A 19867-nucleotide genomic window follows, 5' to 3' on the forward strand; every position below is an offset into this window, starting at 1 on the left:
AGGCGCAGGCGCGCGGGCAGGCGCGGGGCGTCCGATCGCGTTTCGCGCTCAGCGACAGTCCACGCGTCCGGCGGAGCGTGGACTGTCGCGCAGCGCGTGAAGACGCCGCCGGGCCCCGCGACCGCCGCCGCTCCCGCTATCCCGCCGCCGGGTAGTCGCAGTACGCGAACCACGTCGAGTCCGGGGCCCACGGTGGCACGTTGACCGTCCCCTGCCCGCCGTCGAGGGCCACCAGGGTCTCCGGCTGGACCGCGATCCGGGCACCCCGGACGAGCGACCCCGGCAGCAGCCGGAGCTCGACGCGGTGGTCGGCTGGGTGGCCCTGCACGCCAGGTTCGTACGACAGGTAGAGCAGGTGTGCGGCATCCGGGGACAGGTGCGGAAACCAGTTCACCCGGTCGTCGTTCGTCAGGCGGACGGGGCTGTCGTGCCCGGGCCAGCGCACGGCCAGCTGCGCGGTGCCGGGGGTGAACCGCTCGGTGTTCCAGAGCAGGATCCCGCCGGCCGGACTGATGGTGTAGCCGTCGTCGGCGTGCTCGTCCCGGGTGACGAACGTCGGCTCGCCGGTCTCCGGGTCGACCATCGCGACGTCGGTGGTCCAGACGCCGTCCTCGGACAGCTCCCCCACGATCGCCGCGAGGGCGCTCCCGTCGGGGGCGATGCCGTGCAGGTAGAACTTCCGCTTGGTGGGCAGGGCCGCTGCGACGTCGGTGATCCGGGTCGCGGGGCCGCCCTCGGGCAGCGGGACGCGGTACAGCTCGCCGTCGCGGGCACTCACCACGATCGAGGTGCCGGACGGGTCGAGCACGTGGTCGTTGTTGATCTCGTCGACGCCGTCCATCGGCACCGGCACGAGCGCCGTCTCGTCGAGCACGGTGCCGCTGTCGGCCGACGGCAGTCGCAGCAGCCACAGGTCGCCGTCGCCGTTGAGCACCAGGGTCTCGGCGTCCAGGACGTTCGGCGCCTCGACGAGCACCGTCGCCGACTCGAACACGAGCCGCGAGGTGCGGGACTCGACGTCGTACACGTGCACGCGGCTGGTCTGTCCGGGCAGCAGCTGCCGCCCGCGGGTCTCGTCGCTCATGGTTCCATCCTGTCGGTCGTCGGGTGGTCGGAGTCGTCGGGGTCGGTGGGTGGGGAACGGCAAAACACCGGTGTCCACGCTGCGCACCGCGTCATGCGGGGGCGTCGAGCGCGAACACCGGTGTCTTGCGGAAGGAGGCCTTGCGGAAAGGCTCCGCCTACTTCACGGCACCCGCGGTCAGGCCGGCGACGAACTGGCGCTGGACCACGAGGAACGCGGCCACGACCGGGATCGACACGACGAGCGACGCCGCCATGACCTGGTTCCAGTACACGTTCGTCTGCGTCGAGTACTGCTGCAGACCGACCGCCAGGGTCGAACCGAGGCCGTTCGTCATGACCGAGGCGAAGAGGACCTCACCCCAGGCCGTCATGAACGAGTAGATCCCGACCGCCACCAGACCCGGACGGGCCGACGGCAGGATGACCCGGAACAGCGCGCCCATCGGGCCCGAACCGTCGACCATCGCGGCCTCGTCGAGTTCGCGCGGGATGGTCTCGAAGTACCCGGCCAGCATCCAGATCGAGAACGGGAGCGTGAACGTCAGGTACGTGATGATCAGACCGAGCCACGACCCGACGAGCTGGATGCCCAGGGTGTTGCCGAGGTTCGTGAAGATCAGGAACAGCGGCAGCAGGAACAGCACGCCGGGGAACATCTGCGTGGAGAGCACCGCGGTGGTGAAGGTGCTCTTGCCCTTGAAGTTCCAGCGCGAGACACCGTAGGCGGCGAACGTCGCGATGATCAGCGAGAACACCGTCGCCACCGTGCAGACCACGAGCGAGTTGATGAAGTACCGACCGAGCGGCACCGTCGACCACATGTCGATGAACGGCTGGAAGGTGATCCGCGACGGGATCCACGTGAAGTTGTCCTGCACGTCGCCGAGGGGCTTGATGGCCGTGGTGATCATCACGTAGAGCGGCACGACCGTGAACAGCGTCAGGACGACCAGGGTGATGATCTTGAAGGACTTGGCGCCAGTTGTCTCACGCACGGACGGACCTCCGGTTGGTCACGGCGAGGTAGATGCCGGTGACGACGAGCAGGAAGAGCAGGAGCAGGACGCTCATCGCGGCACCGGAACCGAAGTTCCAGGTGATGAACGACGCGTTGTAGATGTGGAAGCTCAGCAGGTCCGCGGCGGGCGGCTGAGCGGTCGAGCCGAACAGCACGAACGGCGTGTTGAAGTCGTTGAACGTCCACAGGAACATCACGAGCACGAGCGTCACGTTGACGGGGCGGACCATCGGCAGCGTGATCGAGCGCCACTGGCGGAACGGCTTGGCACCGTCGACCGAGGCGGCCTCGTACACGTCGTTCGGCACCGACTGCAGGCCGGCCATGAGCATCAGGAACGCGAACGGCCAGGTCTTCCAGATCGCCACGACGACGACGGCCACGAAGGCGTTGTTGCCGATGAGCCAGAACGGGGCGTTGCCGCCGAACAGCCCGAGTTGGTCGACGAGCAGGTGGTTCAGGGCCCCCGAGTCACGCTGGAACATGAACTTCCAGGTGATGACGCCGGCGTACATCGGCAGCGCGTAGGGCACGAGGAACAGGGTGCGGAAGAGCCCGCGTCCGGCGAACGGCTTCTGCAGCGCGACGGCTGCGGCCATGCCGAAGGTCCAGGACAGCCCGACCACGAGGACCGTGAAGGCGCACGTGATGAGGAACGAGTTGAGGACCCCGCGGCCGATCGCCTGGTCGAAGTCGACGACGACCTGGTAGTTCCGGAACCCGGCGAAGGGCGCGGCACCCCAGTTCGCGATGAAGTACTTGGTGAGCTGGATGAACGAGATCCAGATGCCGGTGAGCATCGGGACGATGTGGATGAGCAGCTCGAACAGGATGGCCGGCGCGACGAGCGCGTAGGGCAGCCAGTGGGTCTTGCGCTTGCGACCTGGCGGACGGCCCGACATCGTCGGGGCCTTCGTGTGCGTCAGGTCGATGCGCTCCGAGTCGGGCAGGACCGTCGTGGACATCTGGTGGGGCCTTTCGGCAGGAGGGGCGTGCAGGTGCGGTCCGCGCGGCCGTGGCAGCGGCCGGGAGGCGCGGGGTGCGTGAGGCGTCAGCCGCACGGCCGACGCGTGGTCGGCTCCGGGGCGTGTGCCTCACGGCCGACGGATGGTCGGCCCTGGAGCGTCAGGGGCGGAGGCCCGGGCGCGTCCGTCGGACGCGACCCGGGCCTCCAGGGTGGATCAACCGGCGGCCTGGGACACCTGGTCCTGGGCGGTCTGCAGGGCCGACTTGATGTCGGCCTCGGAGACCTTGGAACCGGTCGCGATCTTGGCGAACATGTCGTTCATCGCCTTGCCGACCGTGGACTCGAACTGGTCCTCGGCGGGCACCAGCGGGAGCGGCTTCGCCTTGTTGTTGTAGATGTCGAGGAACGTCTTCGTCTGCTCGTCCGTGACGGAGTCAGCAGCCTCGGCGAGCACCGGCAGAGCCGAGTACGGCTTGTCCAGCGTCGTCTGCGTGTCCATGCTCGTCATGTACTTGACGAACTTGAGCGCGCCGTCCTTGTTCTTCGTGTTCTTGAACACCGACAGGTTGATGCCGGCCGGGAACGAGGCGATCTGCTCGCCACCGCTCGGGGCGGGCAGCGCCACCACGCCGTACTCGGACGACTTCATGCCGAGGGACTCGATGGTCGCGTTCGCGTTGTTCTGGTTGAGGATGAACGCGGCCTTCTTCTTCGCGAAGTCCGTGGTCGACTGCGTCGCGTTGTCGTACTGCGCGTTCGACGGGTTGGCGACCTTCGCGTCCTGCATGAGGTCGAGGTAGCGCTTGATGCCGTCGACGTTGGCCTTCGAGGTGAAGGTCGGCTTGCCGTCCTTGTCGAACCACTCGCCACCGTTCTGCGCCGAGTTGATGAACGCGAAGTGCGAGTTCTCGGTGTACGAACCGCCCGCGAGGCTGAAGCCGTAGGTGTCACCCTTGGTCAGCTTCTCGGCGGCCGAGACCATCTCCTCCCACGTGGTGGGCGGGGTGATGCCGGCGTCCGACAGCATCTTCTTGTTGTAGTACAGGCCGTACGCGAGGCCGTAGAGCGGGACGCTCGTGACCGTCTTGTCGGGCGCGCCACCGGTGGACAGGGCGACCTTGCCGAACTTGTCCTCGCCGCCGATCGCCTTCATCTCGGCGTCACCGAACTCCTGGAAGGCGCCGGTGGCCTGGAGCGAGGTCGCCCAGGTGTTGCCGATGTTGACGACGTCCGGGCCCTGGCCCGAGGTGACGGCGGTCTGGATCTTGTTCTGCAGGTCGTTCCAGCCGATGACCTGGAGGTCGACCTTGATCCCGGTCTCCTTGGTGAACTTCTTGAGGACGGGGGTCAGTACCTCCTTGTCGTTCTGCAGGGACGTGCCCTGGTTGGACGCCCAGTAGGTGAGCGTCTTCGAGTCGCCGGAGTTGCCGGACGATCCGGAGGAGCAGGCTGCGAGGCCGGACACGGTGAGTGCGGCGGCCGCGGTGATGGCCAGTGCGCGGATGGCAGTGCGCATGACTCTCTACTTTCTCGTCGTTGAGATGGTGCAGGGATGGTGCAGAGGTGGAGCTGGTGCTGCGGATGGTGCTGGTCGGGTGCTGCTGTGGGTTGCGGGCAGCGCCCTGGCGGTCAGGCCAGGGTGCGTTCCGCGGGGTCCCAGCCCTCGGGGAGGGTCGGGGAGGGCGACACGGTGCTCTCGACGAGCACCGCCTCGCCACGTTCTGCCGCCTCGGCGATGGAGACCATCACGTCGAGGACGTGGAAGGCGAGCGCACCGGGGACGCGGTTCTCGTCGCCGGCCCGCAGCGAGCGGGCCAGGTCGACCACGCCGGTGCCGCGCGAGTAGGTGGAGCCGACCGCGGGGATCGTCTCGGGCTCCTCGGAACCGAGGGCGTACAGCTCGGTGTCGCCGTCGAAGTTGTTCGGGTCGGGGAACACGACGGTGCCGGTCTCCCCAGCGATCTCGACGAAGCCGGTGCGGCCGCGGTCGGACTCGAACGAGAAGACGCTCTGCGCGCTCCCGCCGTTCTCGAACTCGATCAGCGCGGAGTGGTTCGTTGGGACGTCCACCGGGAACTCGGTGCCGGCCTTCGGCCCGGAGCCGATGGTGCGGGTGGCGCGGGACTTCGACGCGGTGGCCGTGACCTTCTTCACCGGTCCGAACGTCTGGACGAGGGTGGTGATGTAGTACGGGCCGATGTCGAACAGCGGACCGGCACCGTACGCGAAGAGGAACTCGGGGCTCGGGTGCCACGACTCGGGCCCGGGGCTCTGGAAGAGCGTCAGGCCGTTCAGCGGCGTGCCGATGCGGCCGTCGCGGATGGTGCGGAGCGCGGTCTGCAGGCCGGCGCCGAGGAACGTGTCCGGGGCGACGCTGACGGTCTTGCCCGCGGCGGCCGCGGCGTCGCGGAGCTCGGCGGCGCTGGCACGGTCGAGGGCGTAGGGCTTCTCGCCCCAGACGTGCTTGCCGGCGGCCAGGGCCTGCAGCGCGACCTCGACGTGGGCGGCCGGGATCGTCAGGTTCACGACGATCTCGATGTCGTCGTCGGCCAGGAGCTCCTCGACGGTGCCCGATCCGGGGACGCCCCACTTCTCGGCCTGGGCGGCGGCGCGTGGCAGGTCGATGTCGGCGATGAAGCGGACGGTCACGTCGGGGAAGACGGTGAGGTTCGACAGGTACTGGTCCGAGATGACCCCGGCGCCGATGACGCCGACGCCGACGGGGCCGGTGCGGGTGGTGCTGTCGGTCGCCGTCGCAGCGGCGGTCGTGGTGTCGGTCATGCGCGGGCCCCCTCGAGGAACGTGTAGGAGTCGGCGACGGCCTGGAAGACGTCACCCTCGTGGTCGTCGAGCTCGACGACGTGCAGTGCGTCGGGCGCCGCGGCGATGATGTCGCGGATCGGCATGATGCCGTTGCCGACGGCGACCTGCTGCTTGTCGTCGTGCGAGCCGTCGCCGTCCTTGACGTGCAGGAACTGGACCTTGTCGCCGTACTTGCCGATGACCGCGACCGGGTCGTCCCCGCCGACCTGCACCCAGTAGGTGTCGAGCTCGAGCACGACGTCGTCGGACAGGGCGTCGGCGAAGACCTCGTAGGCGCTGACGCCGTCGATGCGGTTCGAGAACTCGAACGCGTGGTTGTGGTAGCCGAGCACCAGACCGTGGTCGGCGGCGCGCGGGGCGAGGGCGCTGAGTTCGCGGGCGATCGCCTCGACGTCCTCGCGGGTGGTCCAGCGGGACTCATCGATGTGCGGGTCGATGAGGGTCCCGAAGCCGAGGGTGGTGGAGGCGTGGAAGATGCGCTCGAGGTCCTGCTCGCCGGCGTCCAGCAGACGGGCGTGGCCGCTCGGGGCGGCGAGGCCGGCGTCGCGGAGGGCGGCGGCGAGTTCGTCGGCGTTGTCGACGAAGCCGAAGGCCTCGACGTTCGTGTAGCCGATGTCTGCGATGCGCTGCAGGGTGCCGGGCAGATCGGCACTGAGGGCATCGCGGACCGTGTAGAGCTGGACCGAGAGCGGTTGGGTCACCAGGGGTTCTCCTCGTCGAGATGGTGCGGTCGTCACTGACCGATCGTCACACTACGAGCACTTTTGTCGGCGGTCAAGCAGAAGTCCGAGGAATGTCGACGGACTTCATTGCGTGGCGCGAACGATGTGTGCTTCACTCCCCACATGGTCGACTTGAACCGGACGGCAGCGTCGCCTCCGGTCGGGACGAGCGAGCTCTTCCAGATCCTCCGCGACGGCGTGCCGCGCACCAGGGCCGAGCTCGCCGCACTGACAGGACTCGCACGCTCCACCATCGGCGTGCGCCTCGACTCCCTGATCGACATCGGGCTGGTCGGCGCCGTGGACACCGCCGTCTCCACCGGCGGCCGTCCGCCCGCCCAGGTGGCGCTGAAGCCCCGCGCCCGGCTCGTGATCGCCGCCGACCTCGGCGCCTCGCACGGTCGCGTCGCCGTGACCGACCTGGTCGCGGCACCACTCGCCACCCGCGAGGCCCGGATCGACATCGCCGCCGGTCCGGTACCGACGTTGTCCTGGCTCGTCGAGACGATCGACGACCTGCTCGCCGAGGTCGGGCGCAGTCGGCAGGACGTCATCGCGATCGGCATCGGCGTCCCCGGACCGGTCGAGTTCTCCACGGGCCGCCCGGCCAACCCGCCGATCATGCCCGGCTGGGACGGCTTCGACGTGCCCTCGTGGCTCCGTCAGCACATCGCCGCCCACGTCCTGCTCGACAACGACGTCAACATCGCGGCCCTCGGCGAGCGGGAGCACGGCTGGCCGGACGTCGACCACCTGCTGTTCGTGAAGGTCGCCACCGGCATCGGGTCCGGCATCGTCTCCGAGGGCCGGTTGCAGCGCGGCGCCCAGGGAACCGCGGGTGACATCGGCCACGTGCGGGTCTCCCGCGCCGGCGACGTCCCCTGCCACTGCGGCAACACCGGCTGCCTGGAGGCCGTGGCCTCCGGTCCGGCCATCGCCCGCGCACTCCGCGCGAAGGGGCACGACGCGCACACGGGTGCGGACGTGATCGACCTGGTGAACCGGTCGGACCTCGACGCGATCTACGCCGTACGACAGGCCGGTCGGGACATCGGTGAAGTCCTCGCGACGTGCATCTCGCTCATCAACCCGTCCGTCATCGCACTCGGTGGATCGATCACGCAGGCCGGTGAGCACCTGCTCGCCGGAGTCCGCGAGGTCGTCTACTCCCGCTCGATGCCCCTGGCCAGTGAGCACCTCGTCATCGTGCAGTCCCGCGCCGGGTCCCTCGCCGCGCTGCAGGGCGCCGCGGCCCTCGCCATCGGCTACGCCCTCTCCCCCGCCGGGGTCGACGAGCTGGTCGCCTTCGCCGAGGGCCGCGAACTCGTCTCCTGACGCACACCCGCGGTCGCGTGAGCGCGTCGGTTTCGGTCTTGCCGGTGGTCGGGGGGACAATCGTCGGGTGACGATCGTGCAGCCCACCCTGTGGGGCGACCTGGACCCCGGTCTGGGCCCACGCGAGCCGGTACCCGGGCGTCGCGAAGCGGCGGGCGGGCCGAGCTCGTGGGGAGAGGCGCATCCCGCCCCCGGTACGCCGGTCCCGGCTGCGCGTGATGCGTTCACCGCCCTGCGTGGCCACACCGAGCGCATCGTCGCGCACTCCTCGGACCGCGTCGCCTGGCTCCGCGCCCGCGCCATGGGCATCACCGCCACCGACGTCGCCCGGCTGGCCTCACTGCGCGCCGTCGAGGCCGTCGTCACCGAGAAGCGCTACGGCTCCCGGTTCTCCGGCAACGCGTTCACCGAGCACGGCAAGGACCGCGAACCGGTCATCGCCGCCTGGGTGGCCGCCACCCACGGCATCCAGCCCTCGGCACACCTCTTCCACGCCGCTGCGAACCGCGCCCACCTCGCCACCCCGGACGGCGTCGGGGTCGACGAATCGTCCCGCGTGGTGCTCGCCGAGATCAAGACCACCGGCAAGGCCTGGCGGAGCATCCCCCGGCACTACCTCCGGCAGATCTGGTGGCAGCAGTACGTGCTCGGTGCCGACCGCACCCTGTTCGTCTGGGAACGCCACGACGGGTTCGTGCCGGTCGCCGACGAACCCGAGTGCCGCTGGGTCGACCGCGACGACGACCAGATCCGCGGGCTGGTGCAGCTCGCCGACCTGGTGCTCGACAAGCTCCGCGGTTTCCGCTCCTAGACCTTCACCAGCCGCAGCCTGCTCATCCCGACGACGAGGATGCCGAGCAGCGTGATCGAGACCGCGATCCCGACCACGTAGATCGCGACGACGCCGTAGCCCTGCGCCGGATCGAGGAACGGGTACGGCACCCACCCGTCGGTCGCGCCGCGGACGAGCACCACGGTGGTCCAGACCGCCGGGTAGAGCAGGAACCACCACACGTGGCGGAGCAGCAGCCGTGCGCGGTCCGAGAACAGCAGCCAGTCGAGCACCGCGTACACCGGGATGATCTTGTGCACGATGTCGTTCGACCACGGCACCGAGGCCGACACGTTCGCGCCCGTGAGCAGCGTGTTGTAGACGATGCCGGTCGTTGCGATGTACACCGTCGCGGCGCCACGGAGCACCGAGACGGCGAGGTCCGCCCGCTTGCGACGGGCCGCGGCGACGAGCGTCACCGCGAGGGCCACGGCGATGATCAGGTTCGACTGGATCGTGAAGTAGCCGAAGAAGTTCCAGAACGAGTAGGTCGGGGTCTGCGAGCTCTCGAGCCACTGCGCCACGACCGCGACGACGATGGCGATGACGGCGATCAGTCGGAGCGAGTTCACGAGGGTGCGCACGGCACCACGTTATCGGGACACGGCGACGACGTGCAGGAAGGGCCCGCACCGTTGCCGGTGCGGGCCCTTCCATGGGTCGGAGGACCCGTGAGTCAGTGGACTCAGATGCTGTTGACGTCCAGCGGGATGCCGGGTCCGAAGGTCGTCGAGACGGCGCCCTTCATGACGTAACGGCCCTTCGAGGACGACGGCTTGAGGCGGTTGATCTCCTCGAGCGCGGTCGAGATGTTCTCGTCGAGCTGCTCCGGCGTGAACGAGGCCTTGCCGACGACGAAGTGCACGTTGGCGTGCTTGTCGACGCGGAACTCGATCTTGCCGCCCTTGATGTCGTTGACGGCCTGCGCCACGTTCGGGGTCACGGTGCCGGTCTTCGGGTTCGGCATGAGGCCACGCGGGCCGAGCACCTTACCGAGACGACCGACCTTGCCCATGAGCTCCGGGGTCGAGACGGCGGAGTCGAACGAGGTGTAGCCCTCGGCGACCTTCGCGATGAGCTCGTCGCCACCGACCTCGTCGGCACCGGCGGCGATGGCGGCCTCAGCAGCCGCACCCGTCGCGAAGACGATGACGCGGGCGGTCTTGCCCGTGCCGTGCGGCAGGATGACCGTGCCGCGGACCATCTGGTCGGCCTTGCGGGGGTCCACGCCGAGCTTCAGCGCGACCTCGACCGTGGAGTCGGTCTTCGAGGAACCGGTCTCCTTGGCCAGGGCAACGGCCTCGGTCGGGGTGTAGAACTTGTCGGCCTCGATCTTCGCGGCCGCGGCCTGGTAGGCCTTGGACTTCTTCGCCATGGTGGTCTCCTTGCGAGATACGTGGTTGGCGAGCCGGCGAGGCTCTCCCACGGAAAGGTGTCTGGTGGTGGGCCGGAGCCCGATCGGTGCTTAGGCCTCGACCGTGATGCCCATCGAGCGTGCGGTGCCGGCGATGATCTTCGCGGCCTGCTCGATGTCGTTGGCGTTCAGGTCGGCCTGCTTGGTCTCGGCGATCTGACGGACCTGGTCCATCGAGATCTTCGCGACCTTGACCGTGTGCGGGGTCGAGGACCCCTTCTGCACACCAGCAGCCTTCTTGATGAGCTCAGCGGCCGGCGGGGTCTTCAGGACGAACGTGAACGAACGGTCCTCGTAGACGGTGATCTCGACCGGCACGACGTTGCCACGCTGCGACTCGGTCGCCGCGTTGTACGCCTTGCAGAACTCCATGATGTTGACGCCGTGCTGACCGAGCGCCGGACCGATCGGGGGGGCCGGGTTGGCGGCTCCCGCGTTGATCTGCAGCTTGATCAGGCCCGTGACCTTCTTCTTCGGTGCCATGACTTGTCTTCCTCCTGGAATCGAACACACGGGGATCCGTGCACTCTCCCGCTGGTCCGGCCGTTCCGGACAGCGGTGAAGGCCCGCTCGCACGAGGCGCGCGGGCCCAAACCCGTTCAGTGTAGTCGATCTCGGTGATCGCTACAGCTGGGTGGTCGCTAGAGCTTGGTGACCTGGTCGAAGCTGAGCTCGACCGGGGTCTCGCGCTCGAACAGCGAGACGAGGACGGTGAGCTTGCCGCTCTCCGGCTTGATCTCCGAGATCGAACCCGGCAGGCCCGCGAACGAGCCTTCCTTGATGGTGATCGTCTCGCCGATCTCGAAGTCGACCTCGGCTGCGGGCTGTGCCTGCAGTCCGCTGCCCTTCGCGCCGCCCTTGGTCGGGGCGGCCTCGGCGACCTGCACGAGCGACTTGAGCATGCCGAACGCCTCGTCGAAACGGAGCGGCGTCGGGTTGTGCGCGTTGCCGACGAAGCCGGTGACGCCCGGGGTGTGCCGGACGACGGACCACGAGTCTTCGTTGAGGTCCATGCGGACGAGCACGTACGAGGGGATCCGGACGCGGGTGACCAGCTTGCGCTGCCCGTTCTTGATCTCGACGACGTCCTCCATCGGGACCTCGACCTGGTAGATGTAGTCCTCCATCGACATCGAGACCATGCGGTTCTCGATGTTCGACTTCACGCGGCGCTCGAAGCCCGCGTAGGAGTGGATGACGTACCACTTGCCCGGCTTCATCCGCAGCTCGGCCTTGAAGGCCTCGTACGGGTCGACCTCGGCGGGCTCGTCGTCCTCGTCCTCGGCGTCGAGTGCCTCGTCCGCTGCGAGCGTCTCGTTCGCCTCAGCGGCGGTCTCGGACTCGAGCTCGACTTCTTCCTCGTCCTCGACTGCCTCGACGGCGGCCTCGGCCTCGTCGGTGGAGTCGATCTCGAGGGCGTCGTCCACGACGGCGTCGGCCTCGGGGTCACGGGCTTCCTGCAGGGCCGTCAGTGCTTCGTCGAGGCCGGAGTCGACGGTGCCGTCGTCGGGCTCGGAGCTGAGGCCGAGGGACTCGTCGTCGTCGCCCTCGATCGAGATCGCACGCTCTTCAGCGGACTCGACGGAGCGTCCTTCGCCGGTCTCGACGTCGCCTTCCTGGTTCTCCTCGACCTCGGAGGACTGCTCGGCAGCCGTCGCGAGGTCGATGTCATCGCGGGAGTTGTCAGACACAGTCGATTCTTTCCGTTCGGTGGTTCGGGTCGGGGTGGCGTTCGTTCATGGTCACGAGCGACGCCGTCACGATCGACGCCGTCTCGGGCGACCGTACTCCTCGGAACGACCGCACACGGCAGTCGACGTCGGGGTCAGGCCGTGGGCCCGTTGCCGAAGACGTACCCGACGCCGAGACCGAACACGAAGTCGAGGATCGACACCAGGATCATCATGACGACGACGAACACGAGCACGACGCCCGTGTAGCTGAAGAGTTCCTTGCGGGTCGGCGTCACGACCTTGCGCAGTTCGCCGATCACCTGGCGGATGAAGAGCACGATGGCAGCGATGGGCCCGCGGCGCTCGGCCCGGTCCTGCTTCGCCTTGGCGACGACGTCGTCCGCCGTCGTCTCCATGTCTTTGCTCGCCAACTTCTACCCTTCCAGAGTTGCAGGGCGGACAGGACTCGAACCTGCAACCTGCGGTTTTGGAGACCGCTGCTCTACCAATTGAGCCACCGCCCTTCGGACACGGTTCGTCACCGATCCGCGTTCCGGTGGACGAGTCTACGGGAGTCCGTCACACGGTGTCCACTTGGCCCCTTCCACGGCGTGCCGCGCCGGTAGGCTGGGCCCCGTGAGCACCGCAGCCCCAGGCCCCGAGTCCACCGCCCACGTGTCCGTCGACACCCCCGCCACCGCGCCGGTCGATCGTCCGCGCATCGCATCCCGCATCGCGGCCATCGCCGAGTCCGCGACGCTCAAGGTCGACGCGAAGGCCAAGGCACTCAAGGCCGCCGGTCGTCCGGTGATCTCGTTCGCCGCCGGCGAGCCCGACTTCGCGACCCCGCAGCACGTGGTCGACGCGGCCGTCGCTGCCGCGCAGGACCCGAAGAACCACCGCTACACGCCCGCGACCGGCCTGCCCGAACTCAAGCAGGCCATCGCCGACAAGACCGCCCGGGTGTCCGGCGTCACCGTCGAGCCGTCGCAGGTCATCGTCACGAACGGTGGCAAGCAGGCGGTCTACCAGGCGTTCCAGACCATCGTCGACGCCGGTGACGAGGTCCTGCTGCCCGCGCCGTACTGGACCACCTACCCCGAGGCCATCCGGTTGGCCGGCGGCGAGCCCGTCGAGGTCTTCGCCGGCAGCGACCAGGACTACCTGGTGACGGTCGAGCAGCTCGAGGCCGCCCGCACCCCGGCGACCAAGGCGCTGCTGTTCTGCTCGCCGTCGAACCCCACGGGCGCCGTCTACTCCGCCGAGCAGACCCGGGCCATCGGCGAGTGGGCGCTCGAGCACGGCATCTGGGTGATCAGCGACGAGATCTACCAGGACCTGGTCTACGACGGGGTCCGTTTCGCCGGCATCCTGGCCGAGGTCCCTGCCCTCGCCGACACCACGATCCTGGTGAACGGCGTCGCGAAGACCTACGCGATGACCGGCTGGCGCGTCGGGTGGTTCATCGGCCCGGCCGACGCCGTCAAGGCCGCGTCGAACCTGCAGTCGCACCTGTCGTCGAACGTCTCGAACGTGTCGCAGCGCGCCGCGATCGCCGCCCTCACCGGTCCGCAGGAGCCCGTCGCCGCCATGCGCGAGGCCTTCGACCGCCGACGGAAGGCCATCGTCGGCGGCCTCAACGCGATCCCGGGATTCCGCACGCCGACCCCGCAGGGCGCCTTCTACGTCTACCCGGACGTCACCGCACTGCTCGGTCGCGAGTGGGCCGGCACCACCCCGACGACCACGCTCGAGCTGGCAGATCTGATCCTCGAGCACGCCGAGGTCGCGGTCGTGCCGGGTGAGGCCTTCGGCCCCTCCGGCTACCTGCGCCTGTCGTACGCCCTGGGCGACGACGACATCGCCGAGGGCGTCGCCCGACTGGCGAAGTTCTTCGCGTAGACGCTGCGCCCACCACACCCCGCGGAACGCAGAACGGGCCACCTCGTCGAGGTGGCCCGTTCTGCGTGCCGGGAGGCCCGTGGTGCGTCATGCTCGTCCGTCCCGTCGCGCGGACGATCAGCCGAGCAGGTCCCCCACCACGACGGGTTCCGGGACGAGCGAGACACCGAAGCGGTTCAGCACGGTCACCTGCACGAACCGTGCGAGCTCGGCCACCTGCGCCGCCGTCGCCCCGCCGCGGTTCGTGAGCGCGAGGGTGTGCTTGGACGAGATCGCAGCGCGGGAGCCCGGCACCGCGTACCCGCGGTGCACGCCGGCGTGCTCGATGAGCCACGCGGCACTGAGCTTGACGTCGTCGCCCGCGGGCCACCGGGGCGCATCCGTCGGCAGGGTCTCGGCGAACGCCGGCGAGACGATCGGGTTCGTGAAGAACGACCCGGCGCTCCAGGTGTCGTGGTCGTCCCCGTCGAGCACCATGCCCTTCGAGCCGCGCAGCCGCAGGACCTCGTCGCGGACGGTCGTGGGCGGCACGAGCGCACCGAGCTCGACCCCGAGCGAACCGGCGAGCTGCGCGTACCGCACGGGCACGCCGTGCTCCCCCGCGAGCCCGAGTCGGAACTCGACCGTCAGCACGACACCGCGCCGACCGTGCTTGAGGGTCGACGTGCGGTAGCCGAGCGCCAGCTCGGCTGCCGGGACCCACGCGCGCTCCCCCGTGGCCGCATCGAGGAACTCGACGCGGGTGAGCACGTCGGCGAGTTCGACCCCGTAGGCGCCGATGTTCTGCACCGGGGACGCGCCGACGGTGCCCGGGATGCCGCTGAGGGCCTCCAGGCCGGTCCAGCCGTTCGCGACGGTCGTGGCGACGAACGGGTCCCACGGTTCCCCCGCGGCGACGCGGACGGTGACGCCGTCGGCGTCGCGGTCGGCGTCGACGCCCGTCGTCCGGACCAGCACGACGGTGCCGTCGAAGCCCTGGTCGGCGACCAGCAGGTTGCTGCCGCCGCCGAGGACGAGCCACTCGTGGTCGTCGAAGGCGTCGAGCGCGTGGGCGACGAGCTCGTCGGTCGTCTCGGCCGTGAGCAGCCGGGTGGCGGCCCCGCCGACGCGGAGCGTCGTCAGGTCGGCCAGCACCGGCTCGGACACGGTCAGCGGAACACCACCGTGACCTGCGCCTTGCCGAGCACGGTCTGCCCGGCGGCGGTCACGGTGAGGTCGATGCGCTTCGGCCGGCCGTCCTCGTCGACGGTGCCGACCTTCGCGACGATGCCGACGGTGGCACCCTGCTCCGGGTCGACGACGACGGGGCGCGTGAAGCGGACGCCGTAGCCCGCGACCCAGCCGCTGTCACCGAGCCACTCGGCGACCGGCTGCACGGCGATGCCCATCGTGAGCATGCCGTGGGCGAGCACACCGGGCAGGCCGACCGAGGCGGCGACGTCGTCGCGGTAGTGGATCGGGTTGAAGTCGCCCGAGGCGCCGGCGTACCGGACGAGCGAGTCGCGCGTGATGTGCACGTTGCGCTCGGCGACGACGGTGCCGACCTCGAGCGCGGTGGCGGGTGCGGCGGTCATGCGTCGTCTCCTCGGACCACGAGGGTGGAGGTCGCCGTGACGACGTGCTCCCCCTCGGCGTCGTTCATGGTGCTCTGGGCGGTGACCATCGCGTTGCCGCCGAGGGTCTTCACGCTGGTGACCGTCAGGGTCGCGGTGAGCTCGTCACCGGCGACGATCGGCCGGTCGTAGGTGAAGGACTGCTCGCCGTGGACGACGCGGGAGAAGTCGATGCCGGCGTCGGGCTCGTTCAGGAGCTGCGCGAGCGTGGCCTCCTGCACGACGACGGCGAACGTCGGGGGTGCGACCACGTCGTCGTACCCGGCGGCACGTGCGGCGTCCGGATCGTGGTGGACGGGGTTGGTCGCGAAGACCGCACGCGAGAACTCGCGCACCTTCTCGCGGCCGACCAGGTAGGGCTGGGCCGGCGGGAACGTCCTGCCGACGAGCTCGGGGTTCACTGACACCACGGCAGTCTACCGAGGCCCGTCCGGAGGCCGGTGATCGATGAGGACGCTTCAGCTAGACTGTCTGAGACCGATTCGGGGGAATCGGGACGTGCCGTGCGGCACGGGTTCGTTCGGGACGGGGAGGGCCGATGGACACCACGACGGAGTTCGCCGTGCACACGGGAGACCGGTGCACCGCCATGGAGGTCGCGGCCGCCGCGCTGCGCCGCACGGGCCACCACGTCGAGTCGACGGGTGGCACGATGACCGCGACGGCGGGCAGCCGGACGCTCACGATCCTGCTCGGCGCGCTCGTCCAGCCGGCCCGGGAGTACCGCCGGTACGAGCTGTCGACCGTCGTGGACGGTGCCACCACCACGATCACCCTGCGCCGGGCCGGGCACGGCACGGCCGTGTCGGGCGGCAGCATCGGAGCGAACCGGCGACGGGCCGCCTGGCAGCAGGTCACCGCCGCGGTCGAGGACGCGTTCCGTGCGGCCGGGGTGCTCGCGACGCGGACGGACACCGGCTCCCACCGCACGCAGTAGGCCGCCGGACGGCCTCCGGCGGGTGGCCGCGCGGCGCACCGCCACGGGAGCGGTCACCGGGGACCCGGCCAGCCATCTAGGTTGGGCCCGGGGCCCCGGAAAGGAACCGCCATGAGCATGGAGAGCGCAGCCTGGAGCTCGCTGTACAAGATCTCGTCCGCGCAGGGCGGCAAGCACGGGTTCTCCCGCGCGTCCGTCCGGCGGATCATGACGTTCGCTGTGCCGTACCGGGCGAAGCTGCTGGTCTTCATCGGGCTCTCCGTCGTCGGCGCCTTCCTCGCGGTCGCGACGCCGGTCCTCGCCGGGCAGGTGGTCGACGTCATCGTCGCCCGCGGTGAGGTCGCGACGATCGTTCGGCTGGCCGTGGTCATCGCCCTGGTGGCCGTGGCCGACGCCGCCGTGTCGCTGACGACGCGGTGGTACTCGGCGCGGATCGGCGAGGGCGTGATCCTGGATCTCCGCACCGCCGTCTTCGACCACGTGCAGAAGATGCCCATCGCGTTCTTCACCCGCACCCGGACCGGTGCGCTCGTGAGCCGCCTCAACAACGACGTGATCGGCGCCCAGCAGGCCTTCAGCGGCACGCTGTCCGGCGTGGTCACGAACCTCGTGGCGCTGGTCCTCACCCTGATCGTCATGCTCAGCACCTCGTGGCTCGTGACGGTGCTCGCCGTCGTCATGCTCCCGGTGTTCCTGGTCCCCGCGCGCCGGATGGGGAGCCGTCTCGCCGCCCTGCGTCGCGAGGCCGCCGACCACAACTCCGCGATGAGCACCCAGATGACCGAGCGCTTCTCGGCACCCGGCGCCACCCTCGTCAAGCTGTTCGGCCGACCCGACGAAGAGGCCGAGGAGTTCCGTGTGCGCGCTGCCCGGGTCCGTGACATCGGTGTCCGGACCGCGATGCTCCAGTTCGTCTTCTTCACCGCGCTGATGCTCGTCTCCGCGCTCGCCCTCGCGCTGGTCTACGGGCTCGGCGGCTTCCTCGCGCTCGCCGGCCGGCTGGACACCGGCGAGGTCGTCACCCTGGCGCTCCTGCTCACCCGGCTCTACGCCCCGCTGACGAGCCTGGCGAACGCCCGGGTCGAGATCATGAGCGCCGTGGTCAGCTTCGAGCGCGTCTTCGAGGTGCTCGACCTCGAACCACTCATCCAGGAGCAGCCCGACGCGGTCACCATCCCCGACGGCCCGGTCTCCGTCGAGTTCGACGACGTCCGGTTCGCGTACCCGTCCGCCGACAAGGTGTCGCTCGCCTCGCTCGAGGAGGTCGCGACGCTCGACACCCGCGGCGGCGAGGAGGTGCTGCACGGCCTGTCCTTCCGGATCGAACCGGGGCAGACCGTCGCCCTGGTCGGGTCGTCCGGAGCCGGCAAGTCCACGGTCGCACAGCTGCTCTCGCGCCTGTACGACGTCGACAGCGGCGCCGTGCGCCTGGCCGGGACGGACGTCCGCGACGTCACCTTCGCCTCGATGCGGCACACCCTCGGCATGGTGACGCAGGACGGCCACCTGTTCCACGAGACCATCCGCTCCAACCTGCGGTTCGCCCGGCCCGAGGCGTCCGACGACGAGGTGTGGGACGCGGTCCGCCGCGCACGGCTCGAGCCGCTGATCCGGTCGCTCCCCGACCAGCTGGACACGATGGTGGGTGAACGCGGCTACCGGCTGTCCGGGGGCGAGCGCCAGCGGATGACGATCGCCCGGCTCCTGCTCGCCCAGCCGCGCGTCGTCATCCTCGACGAGGCGACGGCGGCGCTCGACTCGACCTCCGAGGCAGCGGTGCAGGCAGCACTCGGCGAGGCGCTCGAGGGACGGACGGCGATGGTGATCGCGCACCGGCTCTCCACGATCCGCAGCGCGGACGTGATCCTGGTCGTCGAGGACGGCTCGATCGTGGAGCGGGGCACGCACGACGAACTGCTGGCCGCGGGTGGCCGGTACGAGGAGCTGCACCGCACCCAGTTCGCCGCGCAGGAGAACGTCGCGGCCGACGTGCCGGCGACAGACTGAACGCGCGGCGGGTCGGCCCCGGCAATCGAAGTGGGGCCGGCAACAGAGAAGGCCCCCTGACCCAGGGGATCCTGGACGAGAGGGCCTTGCGTGTAGCGAGGGCGGGACTTGAACCCGCGACCCCACGATTATGAGTCGTGTGCTCTAACCAACTGAGCTACCCCGCCAGAGATCCGGAGCGACACGCGCACCGGGTCGGAGCCCCGAGTCAGGATTGAACTGACGACCCCCTCCTTACCATGGAGGTGCTCTACCACTGAGCTATCGGGGCGATGTGCCGCGAACGGCACCACACGAGGATAGCAGACCTCCGACGCTGCTCCGGAACCGGGCGAGACGCCCGGGCGTGCCGCGTCGTGGGCCGCTAGTTCGCGTTGGTCTTGAGCCACGCCAGCGGGTCCACCGGGACCCCGTCGACGTGCACCTCGAGGTGCAGGTGCGGGCCCGTGGAGTTGCCCGTGCTGCCGACGAGGCCGAGGATGTCGCCGACCTCGACGTGCTGGCCCGTGACCACCTTGAAGGAGTTGTCCTCCATGTGGCCGTAGACGCTGACGAACTGCTTGCCGTCGACGTCGTGCTCGACCCAGACGTCGTTGCCGAAGCCGCCGTCGTTCGCCTGCACCTTGATGACGGTCCCGGCCGCGATGACGCCGATCGGGGTGCCCTCGCCCGGGGCGAAGTCGACGCCCATGTGGTTCGTCGAGCAGAACGAGCACCCGGCGACCTGGCGTCCGCCGAAGCCCGAGGTGATCGGGACACCGGTCAGGAACGGCCACTGGATCGTGCCGGTCGGGTCGTTCGTGAAGCTGGAGGAGTCGACGTTCGCGTACTGTGTGGCGTCCGAGACCGTAAACTGGTCACGGGCGGTCGACCCGTCAGCAGCGGCACCGACCTGCATCGACTGGGTGGCACCCGAGCTGGCACGGGCCGCGGTCGAGCCGGACTCGGGCACCCAGAGCGCCTGAGCCGGCAGCGAGGTCGACACGACCAGGCCGGCCGCGAAGAGCAGGGCGCCGACCGCGGTCACACGGGAGGCCGACCGGCGGAACGACGCACCACGCTTCGGGGCCGGTGCGCTGACGGGGGTGCTGGAACGGATGTGGCGGGTCGCCCGGTCGACCGGGGCCTTCGGCGCCGGACGGCTGGTGCGACGACGCGACGCGGGGACCTGCCCGGCGACCCGACGCGGCTGCGACACCGACGGGCTGGGAGCGGCCGGCTGCGCGTGCACGACGGGCGAGGTGGGGGCCGGCGGCGTCACGATGCGGGAGGCCGGGCGCACGGGCGATGCCGGTGCGAGGTCGATCGGCGACACGGGGACCGCGGGGGTTCCCGGCGTGACCGCACCGATCACGTCGTCGAAGCTCGGACCCGCCGAGCCCTGCGCCTCCTGCACCACGACCGTGCCCTTCGCCGCGGCTCGCTCTGCCTCGATCCGAGCGCGTCGGGTCTGGTGGACGACCGGGTTGGCGGCGTCGACGGAACCGTCGGTGGGAGCGGACGACAGAGGAGTACGGGGCATGCGTGCGGTGGCGATC

General features: G+C 69.8%; 20 protein-coding genes and 3 tRNA genes. 5 read left to right on the forward strand and 18 right to left on the reverse strand.

The window, feature by feature from the left end:
• Positions 1 to 136 precede the first annotated feature (136 nt).
• From DEJ05_RS08755 to DEJ05_RS08780, 6 genes are all read right to left on the reverse strand, one after another.
• Positions 137 to 1084 (reverse strand): biopolymer transporter Tol, encoded by a 948-nt coding sequence (locus DEJ05_RS08755; RefSeq protein ID WP_111110249.1) that lies wholly within the window; start codon positions 1082 to 1084, stop codon positions 137 to 139.
• A 157-nt stretch (positions 1085 to 1241) separates the two neighbouring features.
• Positions 1242 to 2081 carry a carbohydrate ABC transporter permease gene (locus DEJ05_RS08760; protein WP_017888647.1) on the reverse strand — a complete coding sequence of 280 codons (840 nt, stop codon included), beginning with the start codon at positions 2079 to 2081 and terminating at the stop codon, positions 1242 to 1244.
• On the reverse strand, positions 2074 to 3069 hold the full coding sequence (locus DEJ05_RS08765; RefSeq protein ID WP_017888646.1) for a carbohydrate ABC transporter permease: 996 nt from the start codon (positions 3067 to 3069) through the stop codon (positions 2074 to 2076). Before DEJ05_RS08765 ends, DEJ05_RS08760 begins: the two co-directional genes overlap by 8 nt.
• A gap of 216 nt (positions 3070 to 3285) precedes the next feature.
• Positions 3286 to 4587: a sugar ABC transporter substrate-binding protein gene (locus DEJ05_RS08770; RefSeq protein ID WP_111029394.1), complete on the reverse strand. Its 1302-nt coding sequence runs from the start codon at positions 4585 to 4587 to the stop codon at positions 3286 to 3288.
• Between the two features lie 113 nt (positions 4588 to 4700).
• Positions 4701 to 5852 (reverse strand): Gfo/Idh/MocA family protein, encoded by a 1152-nt coding sequence (locus DEJ05_RS08775; protein ID WP_071406323.1) that lies wholly within the window; start codon positions 5850 to 5852, stop codon positions 4701 to 4703.
• Positions 5849 to 6595, reverse strand: coding sequence for a sugar phosphate isomerase/epimerase (locus tag DEJ05_RS08780; protein WP_071406322.1), 747 nt, complete (start codon positions 6593 to 6595; stop codon positions 5849 to 5851). Before DEJ05_RS08780 ends, DEJ05_RS08775 begins: the two co-directional genes overlap by 4 nt.
• Positions 6596 to 6739: 144 nt before the next feature.
• Here DEJ05_RS08780 and DEJ05_RS08785 point away from each other — a divergent pair, with 144 nt between their 5' ends.
• Together DEJ05_RS08785 and DEJ05_RS08790 are read left to right on the forward strand one after the other, a co-directional pair.
• On the forward strand, positions 6740 to 7951 hold the full coding sequence (locus DEJ05_RS08785; RefSeq protein WP_027466368.1) for an ROK family transcriptional regulator: 1212 nt from the start codon (positions 6740 to 6742) through the stop codon (positions 7949 to 7951).
• A gap of 67 nt (positions 7952 to 8018) precedes the next feature.
• Positions 8019 to 8762 carry a YqaJ viral recombinase family protein gene (locus DEJ05_RS08790; RefSeq protein WP_111046788.1) on the forward strand — a complete coding sequence of 248 codons (744 nt, stop codon included), beginning with the start codon at positions 8019 to 8021 and terminating at the stop codon, positions 8760 to 8762.
• Here the strand turns inward: DEJ05_RS08790 and DEJ05_RS08795 are convergent.
• The 6 genes from DEJ05_RS08795 to DEJ05_RS08820 form a co-directional block, all read right to left on the reverse strand.
• Entirely contained in the window at positions 8759 to 9367 is a 609-nt protein-coding gene (locus DEJ05_RS08795) for a Pr6Pr family membrane protein (protein ID WP_071406320.1), read from the reverse strand. The two genes, DEJ05_RS08790 and DEJ05_RS08795, sit on opposite strands and share 4 nt — an antisense overlap.
• A 101-nt stretch (positions 9368 to 9468) precedes the next feature.
• Positions 9469 to 10158 (reverse strand): 50S ribosomal protein L1, encoded by a 690-nt coding sequence (gene rplA / locus DEJ05_RS08800; RefSeq protein ID WP_017888639.1) that lies wholly within the window; start codon positions 10156 to 10158, stop codon positions 9469 to 9471.
• A gap of 90 nt (positions 10159 to 10248) precedes the next feature.
• Positions 10249 to 10680 carry a 50S ribosomal protein L11 gene (rplK, locus tag DEJ05_RS08805; RefSeq protein WP_017888638.1) on the reverse strand — a complete coding sequence of 144 codons (432 nt, stop codon included), beginning with the start codon at positions 10678 to 10680 and terminating at the stop codon, positions 10249 to 10251.
• A 158-nt stretch (positions 10681 to 10838) separates the two neighbouring features.
• Entirely contained in the window at positions 10839 to 11888 is a 1050-nt protein-coding gene (nusG, locus tag DEJ05_RS08810) for a transcription termination/antitermination protein NusG (protein ID WP_111110250.1), read from the reverse strand.
• A gap of 134 nt (positions 11889 to 12022) precedes the next feature.
• Entirely contained in the window at positions 12023 to 12286 is a 264-nt protein-coding gene (gene secE / locus DEJ05_RS08815) for a preprotein translocase subunit SecE (protein ID WP_371830607.1), read from the reverse strand.
• 35 nt (positions 12287 to 12321) lie between these two features.
• Positions 12322 to 12394, reverse strand: a tRNA-Trp gene (locus DEJ05_RS08820).
• A 151-nt stretch (positions 12395 to 12545) separates the two neighbouring features.
• On the opposite strand from DEJ05_RS08820, the gene DEJ05_RS08825 reads away from it, so the two are divergent.
• A complete protein-coding gene (locus DEJ05_RS08825; protein ID WP_111110251.1) occupies positions 12546 to 13772 on the forward strand; it encodes a pyridoxal phosphate-dependent aminotransferase in 1227 nt (408 codons plus the stop codon).
• A 117-nt stretch (positions 13773 to 13889) separates the two neighbouring features.
• Here DEJ05_RS08825 and DEJ05_RS08830 read toward each other — a convergent pair whose 3' ends face one another.
• Genes DEJ05_RS08830 through DEJ05_RS08840 form a run of 3 tightly spaced genes read right to left on the reverse strand, consistent with a single transcriptional unit; the run spans position 13890 to position 15792 of the window.
• On the reverse strand, positions 13890 to 14918 hold the full coding sequence (locus DEJ05_RS08830) for a UDP-N-acetylmuramate dehydrogenase (RefSeq protein ID WP_111110252.1): 1029 nt from the start codon (positions 14916 to 14918) through the stop codon (positions 13890 to 13892).
• Between the two features lie 2 nt (positions 14919 to 14920).
• Positions 14921 to 15346: a MaoC/PaaZ C-terminal domain-containing protein gene (locus DEJ05_RS08835; RefSeq protein WP_111110253.1), complete on the reverse strand. Its 426-nt coding sequence runs from the start codon at positions 15344 to 15346 to the stop codon at positions 14921 to 14923.
• Complete coding sequence (locus DEJ05_RS08840; protein ID WP_084741396.1) at positions 15343 to 15792, reverse strand: MaoC family dehydratase N-terminal domain-containing protein; 450 nt, start codon at positions 15790 to 15792, stop codon at positions 15343 to 15345. Before DEJ05_RS08840 ends, DEJ05_RS08835 begins: the two co-directional genes overlap by 4 nt.
• A 131-nt stretch (positions 15793 to 15923) precedes the next feature.
• Here DEJ05_RS08840 and DEJ05_RS08845 point away from each other — a divergent pair, with 131 nt between their 5' ends.
• Both DEJ05_RS08845 and DEJ05_RS08850 read left to right on the forward strand, forming a co-directional pair.
• Complete coding sequence (locus tag DEJ05_RS08845; protein ID WP_071406316.1) at positions 15924 to 16322, forward strand: hypothetical protein; 399 nt, start codon at positions 15924 to 15926, stop codon at positions 16320 to 16322.
• A gap of 111 nt (positions 16323 to 16433) precedes the next feature.
• A complete protein-coding gene (locus DEJ05_RS08850; RefSeq protein WP_111110254.1) occupies positions 16434 to 18329 on the forward strand; it encodes an ABC transporter ATP-binding protein in 1896 nt (631 codons plus the stop codon).
• Between the two features lie 93 nt (positions 18330 to 18422).
• On the opposite strand, the gene DEJ05_RS08855 is transcribed toward DEJ05_RS08850, so the two are convergent.
• From DEJ05_RS08855 to DEJ05_RS08865, 3 genes are all read right to left on the reverse strand, one after another.
• A tRNA-Met gene (locus tag DEJ05_RS08855) sits at positions 18423 to 18496 on the reverse strand.
• A gap of 32 nt (positions 18497 to 18528) precedes the next feature.
• Positions 18529 to 18600: transfer RNA gene (locus DEJ05_RS08860), tRNA-Thr, on the reverse strand.
• 93 nt (positions 18601 to 18693) lie between these two features.
• On the reverse strand, positions 18694 to 19851 hold the full coding sequence (locus tag DEJ05_RS08865) for a M23 family metallopeptidase (RefSeq protein ID WP_111110255.1): 1158 nt from the start codon (positions 19849 to 19851) through the stop codon (positions 18694 to 18696).
• Positions 19852 to 19867: the final 16 nt, after the last annotated feature.

It is taken from the genome of Curtobacterium sp. MCLR17_045 (assembly GCF_003234405.1).
Classification (GTDB): Bacteria; Actinomycetota; Actinomycetes; order Actinomycetales; family Microbacteriaceae; genus Curtobacterium; species Curtobacterium flaccumfaciens.

Excerpts from the sequence above, each read along its gene's own strand:
- DEJ05_RS08835 (WP_111110253.1), bottom strand. The coding sequence starts at position 15,346 with ATGACCGCCGCACCCGCCACCGCGCTCGAGGTCGGCACCGTCGTCGCC.
- DEJ05_RS08775 (WP_071406323.1), bottom strand. The coding sequence starts at position 5,852 with ATGACCGACACCACGACCGCCGCTGCGACGGCGACCGACAGCACCACC.
- DEJ05_RS08850 (WP_111110254.1), top strand. The coding sequence starts at position 16,434 with ATGAGCATGGAGAGCGCAGCCTGGAGCTCGCTGTACAAGATCTCGTCC.
- DEJ05_RS08785 (WP_027466368.1), top strand. The coding sequence starts at position 6,740 with ATGGTCGACTTGAACCGGACGGCAGCGTCGCCTCCGGTCGGGACGAGC.
- DEJ05_RS08865 (WP_111110255.1), bottom strand. The coding sequence starts at position 19,851 with ATGCCCCGTACTCCTCTGTCGTCCGCTCCCACCGACGGTTCCGTCGAC.
- rplA (WP_017888639.1), bottom strand. The coding sequence starts at position 10,158 with ATGGCGAAGAAGTCCAAGGCCTACCAGGCCGCGGCCGCGAAGATCGAG.
- DEJ05_RS08770 (WP_111029394.1), bottom strand. The coding sequence starts at position 4,587 with ATGCGCACTGCCATCCGCGCACTGGCCATCACCGCGGCCGCCGCACTC.
- secE (WP_371830607.1), bottom strand. The coding sequence starts at position 12,286 with ATGGAGACGACGGCGGACGACGTCGTCGCCAAGGCGAAGCAGGACCGG.
- DEJ05_RS08755 (WP_111110249.1), bottom strand. The coding sequence starts at position 1,084 with ATGAGCGACGAGACCCGCGGGCGGCAGCTGCTGCCCGGACAGACCAGC.
- DEJ05_RS08765 (WP_017888646.1), bottom strand. The coding sequence starts at position 3,069 with ATGTCCACGACGGTCCTGCCCGACTCGGAGCGCATCGACCTGACGCAC.
- DEJ05_RS08845 (WP_071406316.1), top strand. The coding sequence starts at position 15,924 with ATGGACACCACGACGGAGTTCGCCGTGCACACGGGAGACCGGTGCACC.
- rplK (WP_017888638.1), bottom strand. The coding sequence starts at position 10,680 with ATGGCACCGAAGAAGAAGGTCACGGGCCTGATCAAGCTGCAGATCAAC.